General features: G+C 73.1%; 10 protein-coding genes and 1 pseudogene. 2 read left to right on the forward strand and 9 right to left on the reverse strand.

Features of this window, described 5'->3' with window-relative positions; genetic code table 11:
* The 5 genes and pseudogenes from IH45_RS0140830 to pdhA all read right to left on the reverse strand — a co-directional run.
* Positions 1–491: pseudogene (locus IH45_RS0140830) on the reverse strand (hypothetical protein); the annotation flags it as partial.
* A complete protein-coding gene (locus tag IH45_RS0140835; RefSeq protein ID WP_030681527.1) occupies positions 488–1,372 on the reverse strand; it encodes an NTP transferase domain-containing protein in 885 nt (294 codons plus the stop codon). The pseudogene IH45_RS0140830 and the gene IH45_RS0140835, both read right to left, overlap by 4 nt.
* Before the next feature lie 207 nt (positions 1,373–1,579).
* Positions 1,580–3,055 carry a dihydrolipoamide acetyltransferase family protein gene (locus tag IH45_RS0140840; protein ID WP_030681530.1) on the reverse strand — a complete coding sequence of 492 codons (1,476 nt, stop codon included), beginning with the start codon at positions 3,053–3,055 and terminating at the stop codon, positions 1,580–1,582.
* On the reverse strand, positions 3,055–4,089 hold the full coding sequence (locus IH45_RS0140845) for an alpha-ketoacid dehydrogenase subunit beta (protein ID WP_030681533.1): 1,035 nt from the start codon (positions 4,087–4,089) through the stop codon (positions 3,055–3,057). Before IH45_RS0140845 ends, IH45_RS0140840 begins: the two co-directional genes overlap by 1 nt.
* Complete coding sequence (pdhA, locus tag IH45_RS0140850; RefSeq protein WP_030681535.1) at positions 4,086–5,282, reverse strand: pyruvate dehydrogenase (acetyl-transferring) E1 component subunit alpha; 1,197 nt, start codon at positions 5,280–5,282, stop codon at positions 4,086–4,088. The genes IH45_RS0140845 and pdhA overlap by 4 nt, the downstream gene beginning before the upstream one ends.
* Before the next feature lie 227 nt (positions 5,283–5,509).
* Between pdhA and IH45_RS0140855 the strand changes: the two genes are divergently transcribed.
* Complete coding sequence (locus IH45_RS0140855; RefSeq protein WP_030681537.1) at positions 5,510–6,001, forward strand: Lrp/AsnC family transcriptional regulator; 492 nt, start codon at positions 5,510–5,512, stop codon at positions 5,999–6,001.
* A 52-nt stretch (positions 6,002–6,053) separates the two neighbouring features.
* On the opposite strand, the gene IH45_RS0140860 is transcribed toward IH45_RS0140855, so the two are convergent.
* Both IH45_RS0140860 and IH45_RS0140865 read right to left on the reverse strand, forming a co-directional pair.
* Positions 6,054–6,641 carry a TetR/AcrR family transcriptional regulator gene (locus IH45_RS0140860; protein WP_030681538.1) on the reverse strand — a complete coding sequence of 196 codons (588 nt, stop codon included), beginning with the start codon at positions 6,639–6,641 and terminating at the stop codon, positions 6,054–6,056.
* A 2-nt stretch (positions 6,642–6,643) separates the two neighbouring features.
* Complete coding sequence (locus IH45_RS0140865) at positions 6,644–8,164, reverse strand: 3-hydroxyacyl-CoA dehydrogenase (RefSeq protein WP_030681540.1); 1,521 nt, start codon at positions 8,162–8,164, stop codon at positions 6,644–6,646.
* A 223-nt stretch (positions 8,165–8,387) separates the two neighbouring features.
* Between IH45_RS0140865 and paaN the strand changes: the two genes are divergently transcribed.
* Positions 8,388–10,094: a phenylacetic acid degradation protein PaaN gene (gene paaN / locus IH45_RS0140870; protein ID WP_030681542.1), complete on the forward strand. Its 1,707-nt coding sequence runs from the start codon at positions 8,388–8,390 to the stop codon at positions 10,092–10,094.
* 3 nt (positions 10,095–10,097) lie between these two features.
* Here paaN and IH45_RS0140875 read toward each other — a convergent pair whose 3' ends face one another.
* A complete protein-coding gene (locus IH45_RS0140875; RefSeq protein WP_030681545.1) occupies positions 10,098–10,916 on the reverse strand; it encodes a TrmH family RNA methyltransferase in 819 nt (272 codons plus the stop codon).
* Positions 10,917–11,005: 89 nt separating this feature from the next.
* The gene (locus tag IH45_RS0140880; RefSeq protein ID WP_234440876.1) at positions 11,006–12,217 is read right to left on the reverse strand and encodes an HTTM domain-containing protein; all 1,212 of its coding nucleotides are present in this window, start codon (positions 12,215–12,217) and stop codon (positions 11,006–11,008) included.
* Positions 12,218–12,254 lie beyond the last annotated feature (37 nt).

Raw genomic sequence — 12,254 nt, forward strand, 5'->3', positions numbered from 1 at the left:
GGGCGGGGTGGGGGCGGGGTGTGGGGCGGGTGCGGGGAGCTCGGACCGCCCCTGCTGCCGGGTACGGGTGAGGGGTCGTCTGCCTTCATGTCCGGTGCCGTGTCCCATGGTGTGTACGGGCCGAGGCGCGTGGCGTCGTCCAGGCCCGTGCCGGCCGTCGGCCTCCTGCCGGACCGGCCGGTCGTCCGGGTCGGCTCCCGGTCGTCGAAGATCCACGAGTAGCCGTCGTCGAAGACCGGTGCGTAGTGGTCGGAGGCGGGCGCGTAGGGGTCGGGGGTGGGTGCGTAAGGGGCCGAAGTAGCTGCGTGATGGCCGGGAGCCACCGGCCCGGTCCCGTCGCTCTCGTGCGCCGAGGGACCGTCGTCATCGCGGCCCCGCGCCCGGGACGCGTCGGCACGGCCCCCCGGCGTCCGGCGGTCCTCCGGGCGCGGCGGCACGACCGGGCCGCCGTTGGCCAGTGCCAACGCGTCGTCGAACTCCCCCTCCATCATTCCGCCGGCTTCGCTTTCGGCCTGGCCTCGGGCGCGGCCTCCGGCGTGGCGTCGGCGTTCTCGGCGGCCTCGGCGGCCCACCGGTTGGCCAGTGCGGCCGCCTTCTCCGCCAGTACGGACACGTCCCGGCCCTGCTGGGCGGCGGCGTAACCGACCAGGAACGTGGTCAGCGGCGCCGCCGGCCGCGCCACGCCGTGCGCCGCGTCGCGCGCGAGGTCGAGGAGTGCCGCCGTGTCCACATCGAGTTCGATGCCCAGCTCGGCCTTGGCTGCGGTGATCCATTCGTCCAACACGGTTCCATGCTCCCTGATACGGGCGCGCGCTGCGCTGATACGGGCGCGTGCCGCCTCGATGTCCTCCCAGGTGTCGCAGTCGAACGACGCGGTGGCCGTCGGATCGGCCACCCGGCACGTGGACAGATGAGCCAGCAGCGCACGCAACGGCTGCCCGGCGAGCGCGCCGCGTTCGGCCCGTACGGCGGCCAGCGCACGCCGCAGCGGTTCGGCCCGGTACGCGGCGACCAGCGGCTGGTCCTTGCCCTCCGCGTCCCGCAGCAGCGCGGCGTCGGCCTTCGCGGCCGCCGCGCGCAGGGCCCGTACCGTCGCGGCCGTCAGGAACGGCAGGTCGGCGGAGAGGACGAGGACGACGGGGGCGGTGGTGTGCCGCAGCCCGGCCTCCAGCGCGGCGAGCGGGCCGCCGCCGGGCGGCTCCTCGCGGGTCTGGACGACCGGGCGCGCGGTGGGCCGCGGCGGCCCGACGACCACGGCGGTCCCCGCGTCCGCACAGGCGTCGAGCACCCGGTCCAGAAGCGAGCGTCCCCCGACGGACAGCCCGGGCTTGTCCACCCCGCCGAGCCGTCGGGCAGCGCCCCCGGCCGGGATGACGACGTCGTACGTGTCGTACGTGTCGTACGTGCCGTACGTAGCGGAATCCGCGGGGGCGGACGCAGGGGGAACCGGCGGAGCGTCGTCGGCCGCATCGGCCGCATCGGCCGCATAGGCCGCGCGCCGGCCCCGGTCGTGAGCGGGCTGCTGGTCGGTCACTCCACGAGTATCGCCGGGACCGTCCCGATCACCGACCGGGCCCGCTCACACCGTACGCAACAACACCGCCGGCCGCTCCACACAGTCCGCCACGAACCGCAGGAAGCCGCCCGCGGTACCGCCGTCGCACACCCGGTGGTCGAAGGTGAGCGACAGCTGCACGACCTGGCGTACGGCCAACTCGCCCTCGTGCACCCAGGGCTTCGCCGTTATTCGGCCCACGCCCAGCATGGCCGCTTCGGGGTGGTTGATGATCGGCGTGGAGCCGTCGACGCCGAAGACGCCGTAGTTGTTGAGCGTGAAGGTGCCGTGGGTCAGCTCGGCGAGGGCGAGCGAACCGGCCCGTGCGGCCTCGGTGAGCCGGGCCATCTCGGCGGTCAGGCCCTCGGCCGTACGGCGGTGCGCGTCCCGTACGACCGGCACCACCAGCCCGCGGTCGGTCTGCGCCGCGAAGCCCAGGTGCACGGCGGGCAGCCGCACGATCTCGTTGGCCGTCACATCGACGGTCGCGTTGAGCTGCGGGTACCGCGCGAGCGCGGCCGTACAGATGCGGGCCAGCAGCGCGAGGAGCGACACCTTGGCGCCGCCGGCGGCGTTCATTTCCCGCCGGGCGGTGAGCAGTTCCGTCGCGTCGGCGTCCACCCAGCACGTCGCGTCGGGGATCTCCTGACGGCTGCGCCGGAACTTCTCGGCCGCGGCCCCCCGCATGCCCCGCAGCGGTATCCGCTCGGCCTCCTCGGGGAGACCTTCGTACGCCACGGTCCCGCTCTTTTCACCGGTCTCGCCGGATGTGCCGGTCACCTCGTACGTGCCGGTCGTCGCTTCGTACGTGCCGGTCGCGCCAGACACACCGGTCGCGCCTGACGCCCCCGCACCAAGCGCCGCCGCGCTCCGCTCGCGCGCCGCCCGTTCCACGTCCGTACGCAGGATCAGCCCCTCCGGGCCCGACCCCCGTATCTCCCGCAGGTCCAGCCCGTGTTCCCGCGCCAGCCGCCGCACCAGCGGCGAAATGACCGGCACCGGGCCTTTCTCCGCCGCCTGCGCGCGCGCCGGCTCCGCCGTCCCGGCCCCTGTCGCCGGCCGGACCCGCCGCCGGCGCGCCGCCGCGGCGCTCGTGCCGTACCCGACGAGTACGTTCCCCGACCCCTCGGCCGCGCCGCCGGCCCTTTCTCCGGACGTTGCGTCCGGCGCTGCCGTCCCCGTTTCGGCGCCCGCGTCGCCCATTTCCTCCTCAGGCGCCCGGTCACCCCCCGCGTCCTGCCCGGCCGGTGCGGTGGACCCGACCGCCACCGTCAGCAGCGCCGCGCCGACGGGCAGTTCCGCGCCCTCTTCACCGAACCGGGCGGTGACCACGCCGCCGTACGGGCACGGCACGTCCACCAGCGCCTTCGCGGTTTCCACCTCGACCACCGGCTGGTCCACGGCGACCACCTCGCCGACCTCGACCAGCCACCGCACGACCGTCGCCTCGGTGAGGCCCTCGCCGAGGTCGGGCAGTGTGAACTCACGGACCACGGCCATCAGTCACCGCTCCCCTCGGTCCAGTCCGCCTCCCACTGGAGGCGGCCGACGGTGTCCAGGATGCGGTCCACCCCGGGCAGATGGTGGCGCTCCAGCATCGGCGGCGGATACGGGATGTCGAAGCCCGCGACCCGCAGCACCGGCGCCTCCAGGTGGTGGAAGCAGCGCTCCGTGACCCGCGCGGCTATCTCCCCGCCGGGGCCTCCGAAGCCGCTGGCCTCGTGCACCACGACCGCGCGCCCCGTACGCCGTACCGATGCGCAGACCGTCTCGTCGTCGAACGGCTGCAGCGAGCGCAGGTCGAGGACCTCCAGGTCCCAGCCTTCCGCGGTGGCCGCCTCGGCGGCCTCCATGCAGACCGGCAGCGACGGCCCGTACGTGATCAGCGTGGCGCTGCTGCCCGGCCGCCGGATCTCCGCGCGGCCCAGCGGCGCGACCGGCGCCGGGGCGTCGGGGGACCAGTCGGCCCGTGACCAGTACAGCCGCTTCGGCTCCAGGAAGACCACCGGGTCGTCGGAGGCGATGGCGGCACGCAGCAGTCCGTACGCGTCGGCGACCGTCGCCGGGGTGACGACCTGGAGCCCGGGAGTGGCCAGGTAGTACGCCTCGGAGGAGTCGCTGTGGTGCTCCACGCCGCCGATCCCGCCGCCGTACGGGACGCGGATGGTCAGCGGCAGCGGCATGGCGCCCCGGGTGCGGTTGCGCATCCGCGCGACATGGCTGATCAGCTGCTCGAAACCGGGGTACGCGAAGGCGTCGAACTGCATCTCCACGACCGGCCGCAGTCCGTACATGGCCATGCCGACCGCGGTGCCCAGGATGCCCGCCTCGGCGAGCGGTGTGTCGCCGCAGCGCTCCTCGCCGAACTCCTTGACCAGGCCGTCGGTGATCCGGAAGACCCCGCCCAGCTCGCCCACGTCCTCGCCCATCACGTGGACGGCCGGGTCGTCGGCCATCGCGTCGCGCAGGGCACGGTTCAGGGCCTGCGCCATGCTGACGGGCTTGCGCCCGGCCTCGGTGGCGGTCGCCGTCATGGCCGTTCCTTCCCAGTCGTGTCGTTCGCCCCGCGGCCCTGTGCGGCCCCGGCGTCCGCGGCCTCCGCGGCCAGCTCGGCGCGCAGCTGCGCCTCCTGCTCCCGCAGCTGGCTGGTGGGCTCCGCGTAGACGTGCGCAAACAGGTCCATGGGGTCCAGCGCGGGGTCCTGGTTCATCCGGTCGCGCAGACCGGCGGCCAGCTCTTCGGCGCCGTCCCGCACCTGCTGCGCGAGCTCGTCGGAGAGCAGACCGCGCTCCGACAGCTCGCGCTCCACCAGGGCTATCGGGTCGTGCCCGCGCCACTCGTCGACCTCGTCGTCGGTGCGGTAGCGGGTGGCGTCGTCGGCGTTGGTGTGCGCCTCCATGCGGTACGTGATCGCCTCGACGAGCGTCGGACCGCCGCCCCGGCGCGCCCGCTCCACCGCCTCGGAAAGGACCTCGTGCAGCGCGGGCGCGTCGTTGCCGTCCACGAGGCGGCCCGGCATGCCGTACCCGACCGCCTTGTGGGCGAGGGACGGTGCGGCCGACTGCTTGGCCAGCGGCACGGAGATGGCGAAGCCGTTGTTCTGCACCAGGAAGACCACCGGGGCCTGCCACACCGCGGCGAAGTTCAGCGCTTCGTGGAAGTCGCCCTCGCTCGTACCGCCGTCACCGACCATGGCCAGCGCGACCACGTCGTCACCCTTCAGGCGCGCGGCGTGCGCGAGGCCCACCGCGTGCGGGAGCTGGGTGGCCAGCGGCGTGCACAGGGGGGCGATGCGGTGTTCGCGCGGGTCGTATCCCGTGTGCCAGTCGCCCCTCAGAAGGGTGAGGGCCGCTACGGGGTCGAGCCCGCGGGCCACGGCCGCGAGGGTGTCCCGGTAACTGGGGAAGAGCCAGTCCCGCTCCTCCAGCACCAGCGCGGCGGCCACCTGGCACGCCTCCTGGCCGGTGGAGGACGGATACACCGCCAGCCTGCCCTGCCGGGTCAGGGCCGTGGCCTGGGCGTTGTAGCGGCGGCCGCGCACCAGGTGCCCGTACAGCTCCGTCAGCAGTCCGGAACCGACTTGGCCGGCGGCGTCCGTGCCCAGCAGCCGGTACGGCTCCGCGTCGGGCAGGAGGGGCGCGGGATCGACGCGGGGGCGCCACGCGGGCGGCGGAGCGGGCCAGTAGCTCTCGTTCCGGCTGCTGCCGCGCTGTTCGAGAACCGTCATGACGAGCACCTCCTTGAAACTTCGGAAAGAGTGACGCCGAGCGCCCCGCCGAGGGCGGTGAAGGACGACGGGCGGGTAAGCAATGCCATGGGACGGGCGGTGGCCCGTACCTACCGATTGTTCGGTCGTCGGCACATTTTGGCTACAGGCGGGCCGAGCCTGTGGACAATCGGTTCTCCACAGCCTGAGATGAGGACAGAGCGTCCACCAAGGGGAGGCGAGCCGGTATGCCGGACGAACAGATGGCCAATAACGGAGGGCACCGCCCCACGCGTCCCCTGGACACCATCGACCGCGCGATCCTGAGCATGCTCCAGGCCGACGGGCGGGCCTCGATACGCTCCGTCGCCGAGCGTGTACACGTCTCGCGCGCCAATGCCTACGCGCGGATCAACCGCTTAATCGACGACGGCGTGATCCGCGGCTTCAGCGCCCGCATCGACCAGGAACGCGCCGGCCAGGGCGCCTCCGCCTACGTGACGCTGAAGATCGTGCAGAACTCCTGGCGCACCGTGCGCGCGCAGCTCACCGCACTCCCGGGGGCCGCGCACATCGCGCTGGTCAGCGGCGATTTCGATGTCCTGCTGCTGGTGCACACCAAGGACAACCAGGAGCTCCGGGAGCTGGTCCTCACCCGTATCCAGTCGATCCCGGAGGTGCTGAGCACCCGCACCCTGCTCGTCTTCGAGGAGACCGACCTGGGGACGGAGCAGGGATAGGGCGCGGGCGGGGGGGACGTGGGCCGTGGGGGCGCGGCGCCCGTCGCCGCGGCTACTTCCGCAGCCCCGCGAAGGCCGTCCGCACCACGGCCTCCGCGACCTCCTCGCTGCTCGCCGCGCCGCCCCGGCCCGGCCGGTACCACTCCACGATCGAGTTGATCATGCCGAAGAGCAGCCGCGTCGCCAGCCGTACGTCCACGTCCGGGCGCAGGTCCCCGTCGGCCGCCGCCTGCTTGAGCAGCTCGGTGACCTCGCCGTCGAACTCCCGCCGGCGCTCCATGGCCCAGCGCTCCGTGTCCGTGTTGCCGCGCACCCGCAGCAGCAGGGTCACGTACGGCAGCTCGTCCATGAGCACTTCGGCCTCGCGCCTGGTCACGTACTCCAGGCGCTCGATGGCCCGCCCCGTACGCGCCCCGGGCTCCTGGAGAACCCCGAACAGCCCGTCCAGCGCCCGGCTTATGGCACGGTGCAGCAGCTCTTCCTTGCTGCGCACGTGGTGGTAGATCGAGGACTTGGAGATGCCAGCCGCCCGGGAGAGGTGCTCCATGGAGGTGCCGTCGTATCCGCGCTCGTTGAACACCGCGACGGCGACCGCCAGCAGCGAATCGGGCGTGTAGGTGTCGCGCTTGGCCATGGTCATGATTAGAGCATCCGGCGGTTCGGGTTCAAACTGCGGCGCAGGGCCCAGGACGGCGCGTAGCGCCCGCCGGCGTACTGGTGGTGCATGCTGTCCAGCAGGTGCCACAGCCAGTGGCGGCCGATGCCCGCGGCCCACTCCGAGGGCCCGCCGGGGTAGTTCACGCCCAGCCGCATGGCCGTGTCGATGTCCTCGCGGCTCGCCACCCCGCGCGCCTCGGCGTCCGCGGCGAAGTCCACGATCATCGCGACCGTACGGGCGACGATCAGGCCGGGCACGTCCTCGATGACGCTGACCTCCTTGCCGAGCGCCTGGAAGAGCCCCACCGCCTCCCGTACGTCCTGGGACGACGTCTCCGCACCGGGCGCGAGGGCGATGCGGGTCGCGGCCCGGTAGTCCAGCGCCAGGTCGAAGCGGATCGTGGGCCCTGCCAGGTCGCCCGTCGCGGGCTGGCCGTCGGTCAGGGCCAGCCGCGCGCCGCCCGGCAGCCGGATGCAGCCCTCGTGCTCCCCCGGGGCGCGCTCCCGCGTGACCTTGATGCCGGCTTCCTCGATCAGCTCCTGGAGGACGGCGGCGGGCCCGGCGAGCTGCGTGTGCACCGCCACCGCGGCCGGCGCCGGGCACGGCTCCGCGGTGTGCGGCAGCCGCTCGGCCGCCCCGTCGGCGTAGTCGTACCAGCCCCGGCCCGCCTTGCGCCCCAGCAGACCGGCCTCCACCAGCCGTCGCTGCGCCAGAGAGGGCGTGAACTTCGGGTCGCGGAAGAAGCCCTCCCACACCGAGCGCGTGACGGCCTCGTTCACGTCCTGCCCGATGAGGTCCATCAGCTCGAACGGCCCCATACGGAAGCCGCCGGACCCGCGCAGCACGGCGTCGATGGTCGCCGGGTCCGCGGCCCGCTCCTCGTACACGCGCAGCGCCTCCGCGTAGAAGGGGCGGGCGATGCGGTTGACGATGAATCCGGGGGTGTCGGCGCTGCGTACGGGGGACTTGCCCCAGGCCGCGGCCGTCTCGTACGCGGTGGTGGCCGCCGCCTCGTCCGTCGCGAAGCCGCTGACCACCTCGACCAGGGGCAGCAGCGGTGCCGGGTTGAAGAAGTGCAGGCCGACGAAGCGTCCGGGGTGGCGCAGGGCGCCCGCGACGGCGGTGACGGACAGGGACGAGGTGTTGGTGGCCAGGAGGCAGTCCGCGGAAACCACGTCCTCCAGAGCCGCGAACAGCTCCTGCTTGGCGTGCAGTTCCTCCACAACCGCCTCGACGACGAGTGCGACATCGGCAAGTTCGGGGAGTGCGGTGGCGGGCATGAGGCGCGCGCGGGCCGCTTCGCGCTCCTCGGGCGGCAGCTTGCCCTTCTCCACCAACCGGTCCAGGCGGCGCCCGATCGACCCGGCGGCCTCGGCGGCCCGGCCCGGCAACGCGTCGTAGAGCCGGACGGGATGGCCCGCGACCAGCGCGACCTGCGCGATTCCCTGTCCCATGGTCCCCGTGCCGACGACCGCGACGGTGCGGCCCGCTTCGATGGCTGTCATGACGGCTGATCCTCCCCGACGGAGTTGTCCACAGGTTCGCCGGACCCTCTTGCCCCGACCGATCGTTCGGTTACTCTAGCCCCGTCGCCGAATGTGTTCCCAGCCCTGTCCTCGGACCTGTCCGCGCAGCGGAGTCGCTTCCCCGGTGTGGCGTCCGCGCCCGCGGGGGCGGGTGACCCGTGACGGCAGGCCCTGGCCCCGCCCGACGAGGAGTTGGTCTTCGATGGCCGCCGAACCGACCGCAGCGCAGCTGCGTGAGAAGCACCGCACGACGCTCGACCAGGCGCTGGAGGCGATCCGCAGCCGGGCGTACTGGTCCCCGCACCCCGAGCACCCCAAGGCGTACGGCGAAACCGCCCCGGCCGACGGCGAGGCCGCCTTCCAGGCCCTGCGCGGCCGGCGGTTCGACCTGGACCAGCCCGGCACGGACGACTGGACCGGCGCCGAAGTCTCCCCGTACGGCATCGCGTTGAACATCACCTATCCGCACCCGGACCCGGACGTGCTGCTGCCCGCCATGCGCGCCGCGATGCCCGCCTGGCGCGACGCCGGGCCGGAGACCCGGGCCCTGGTGTGCGTGGAGATCCTGTCGCGGATCAGCGCGCGCACCCACGAGTTCGCACAGGCCGTGATGCACACCAGCGGCCAGGCGTTCATGATGGCGTTCCAGGCGGGCGGGCCGCATGCGCAGGACCGCGGCCTGGAGGCCGTCGCGTACGCCTACGAGGAGCAGACCCGCACCCCGCACGAGGCCGCGTGGTCCAAGCCGCAGGGCAAGCGCGACCCGCTGGAGCTGACCAAGACCTTCAAGGCCGTGCCCCGCGGCGTCTCCCTGCTGGTCGGCTGCAACACCTTCCCCACGTGGAACGGCTACCCGGGCCTGTTCGCCTCCCTGGCCACCGGCAACGCCGTGCTGGTCAAGCCGCATCCGCGGGCCGTGCTGCCGCTGGCGCTCACCGTCCGGGTGGCACGCGAGGTGCTGACCGAGGCCGGGTTCTCCCCCGACCTGGTCGCCCTGGCCGTGGACCGCCCCGACGAGGGCCTGGCCAAGACCCTCGCGGTCCGCCCCGAGGTGCGCATCATCGACTACACGGGCTCGACCGAGTTCGGCGACTGGCTGGAGGCCAACGCGCCCCAGGCCCAGGTCCACACGGAGAAGGCCGGCGTCAACACGGTCGTCATCGACTCCACCGACGACTACAAGGGCATGCTCGGCAACCTGGCCTTCTCCCTGTCCCTGTACAGCGGCCAGATGTGCACCACCCCGCAGAACCTCCTCATCCCCCGCGACGGCATCTCCACGGACGCCGGCCCCAAGTCGTACGACGACGTGGTCGCCGACCTCGCCACCGCGGTCGACAAGCTGCTGGGCGACGACGCGCGGGCCAACGCGCTGCTCGGCGCGATCGTCAACCCGCAGGTCAAGGAGCGGATCGAGGCGGCGGCCGGGCTGGGCGAGGTGGCGCTGGCCTCCCGCGCGGTCGCCAACCCCGACTTCCCGGACGCCACGGTCCGTACGCCCGTGCTGGTCAAGATGGACGGCGCGCGCAAGCTCTGGGAGGGCGCGGGCGCCGACGCGGCCTATCTGTCGGAGTGCTTCGGCCCGGTCTCCTTCGCGGTGGCCGTCGACTCCCCGGCGGACGCCGTGGACCTGCTGCGGCGCACCACCCGCGACAAGGGCGCGATGACCGTCGGCGCGTACACCACCTCCGCGGAGGTCGAGAAGCTCGTCGAGGAGGCGTGCCTGGAGGAGTGCGCGCAGCTCTCCCTGAACCTGACCGGCGGGGTGTACGTGAACCAGACCGCCGCCTTCTCCGACTTCCACGGCTCGGGCGGCAACCCGGCCGCGAACGCGGCCCTGTGCGACGGCGCGTTCGTGGCGAACCGGTTCCGGACGGTGGAGGTGCGCAGGCCCGCCCAGGAGAGCTAGCGGCTAGCGAAGCGACGGCCCGGCCGCTCCCGTCATGTCCACCGGAGCGGCCGGTGCCGCCGATGCGCGGGACATCCAGTGGAAGAGTCCCATCGCCACGCTCGTGGCCAGGTTGAAGCTGGAGACCCGCGCTTGCATCGGCACCGCGACCAGCGCCGTCGCCCGGTCCCGCAGCTCGTCCGAGATGCCCTGGCGCTCGGACCCGAAGGCCAGGATCGCGTCGTCGGGGAAGGTGACGGTCCGGATGTCAGCGCCCTCGGGGTCGAGGGCGTAGAGGGGCCCCGGCGGCAGCTCCGGCAGCGTCAGGCGCTCCACGGCGCTCGCGAAGTGCAGGCCCGCGCTGCCGCGTACCGCGTTGGGGTGCCAGGGATCGAGCGACCCGGTGGTGACCACCCCGGTCGCGCCGAAGCCGGCCGCGAGGCGCACGACCGCGCCGATGTTGCCGAGGTTGCGCGGGTTCTCCAGCAGGACGACGGGGGTGGGCCGCGGCGCGGCGCGCAGGCGGGCCAGGTTGGCTTCGGCATCGGGGCGTACGGCCAGCGCCGCGACGCCCGTGGGGTGGACCTTCGGCAGGAGCGTGCGCAGCGCCGCCAGGGGCACCTGCTCCGCCAGCGCGTCCAGGGCGCCGGTCAGGTCGTCGGCGAGTTCCCCGGCCAGTGCCAGCAGTGCGGCCTTGTCGCTGGTCAGCACCTGCCGTACGTCCCCGCCGAAGCGCAGGGCGTGCTTGAGCGCGTGGAAGCCGTCCAGGAGGACCGAGGCGGGATCGCCGGCGCTCGCGCGCCAGCGCCGTACCGGATCGTCCGAGGTCCCGTTCTCGATCATTTCCCCACTATCTCAACCGCCCGCCGGGCAGGCACCCGCCGCACCCGTTCACGCGCGCCACCGGCGGCGCGGCACGTGACCGCGCGCCCTCAGGGCGCTCCCGCCGCGGCCGTCCTCCCCTGCTCCATGTCCTCCCCGTCCCGCGTACGCCGTGGGAGCACCCGGTCGCGTACGGCGGAGATCCGGGCGCCCAGCCAGACGAGGAACACCGTCGGCAGGAACACCGCGTCCGCCGTGATCATCGCGAGCGAGAAGAACGGCAGGCCCAGCAGGAACGCGATCGACAGGTGCTCGCAGATCATCACCACCAGCAGCACGTTCTTCAGGCGGCGGTTGGCGAGTGTGAAGGGGAAGGCGACCTGCACGATCACCGTGCCGTAGGTGATCAGCATGATCATCAGGCCGTTGTCGGCGAGCATCCGGGACAGGTCCGGCCAGGGCGAGAAGTAGTCCAGGTGCATCGGGTAGTAGACCGCGGTGCCGTCCTGCCAGCGCGAACCCTGGATCTTGTACCAGCCGGCGGTGGCGTAGATCAGGCACACCTCGACGACAATCACCAGCATGGCGCCGTTGTGCGCCAGCTTGCCGAGCATGTCGAGGACGACGCGCGGCTCGCCGGGCGCGTACCGCCGCACCGCCCACCAGGCACCGTGGGCGCACCACAGGGCCCACAGGGTCAGGCCCCAGCCGACGCCCGGGAACGGCCCGGCACCGAACCAGGAGAGGCCGGACAGGCCCGCGACCTGGGCGACGGCGAGGGACAGGCCGAGCACCGACCACAGGACGACACCGGTGATGTCACGCTCCGGAAGGCCCGAGGCGGCCCCCTGCCCGCGCTTCGCCGCGCGGCGCGCGTCCAGTGACCACACCTGTCCGCAGCGGGTCAGCACCAGGTATATGGCCATCAGGTGGATGACGTTGTCGCCGCCGTCCCCGATGAAGATGCTGCGGTTCTGCAGCGAGAGCACACCCACCATGAACAGCACCGACATGGTGCGGGTGCGCCAGCCGACCAGCAGCAGGGCGCTGCTGACGATCGCGAGGGTGTAGACCAGCTCGAACCAGCCGCGCCCGTCGGACCAGGTCAAAACGGAGAAGGCCTGGTTGTCGGCGAGGAGCCGGCGCGCCATCTCGCCGCTCCAGGGGCCGTTGGGCCCGTACAGCTCCTGACGGTTCGGCCACTCCCGCAGCAGGAAGAGCAGCCAGGTCGCGGCGAATCCGATACGGACGACGGCGGCCTGGTACGGGGCGAAGGCGCTCCCCGTGACGCGCCGGAAGGCCTGGCCGAAGGCGCGCTCTATGCGGGTTTCTTCGGGGTGGGGGCGGGGGTGGAGGTGG

The organism is Streptomyces rimosus subsp. rimosus (genome assembly GCF_000720725.1).
Taxonomy (GTDB): domain Bacteria; phylum Actinomycetota; class Actinomycetes; order Streptomycetales; family Streptomycetaceae; genus Streptomyces; species Streptomyces rimosus_A.

Bases quoted from the DNA above. Each gene is read 5' to 3' on its own strand.
- paaN (WP_030681542.1), top strand. From the start codon at position 8,388: ATGGCCGCCGAACCGACCGCAGCGCAGCTGCGTGAGAAGCACCGCACG.
- IH45_RS0140855 (WP_030681537.1), top strand. From the start codon at position 5,510: ATGCCGGACGAACAGATGGCCAATAACGGAGGGCACCGCCCCACGCGT.
- IH45_RS0140840 (WP_030681530.1), bottom strand. From the start codon at position 3,055: ATGGCCGTGGTCCGTGAGTTCACACTGCCCGACCTCGGCGAGGGCCTC.
- pdhA (WP_030681535.1), bottom strand. From the start codon at position 5,282: ATGACGGTTCTCGAACAGCGCGGCAGCAGCCGGAACGAGAGCTACTGG.
- IH45_RS0140845 (WP_030681533.1), bottom strand. From the start codon at position 4,089: ATGACGGCGACCGCCACCGAGGCCGGGCGCAAGCCCGTCAGCATGGCG.
- IH45_RS0140875 (WP_030681545.1), bottom strand. From the start codon at position 10,916: ATGATCGAGAACGGGACCTCGGACGATCCGGTACGGCGCTGGCGCGCG.
- IH45_RS0140865 (WP_030681540.1), bottom strand. From the start codon at position 8,164: ATGACAGCCATCGAAGCGGGCCGCACCGTCGCGGTCGTCGGCACGGGG.
- IH45_RS0140860 (WP_030681538.1), bottom strand. From the start codon at position 6,641: ATGACCATGGCCAAGCGCGACACCTACACGCCCGATTCGCTGCTGGCG.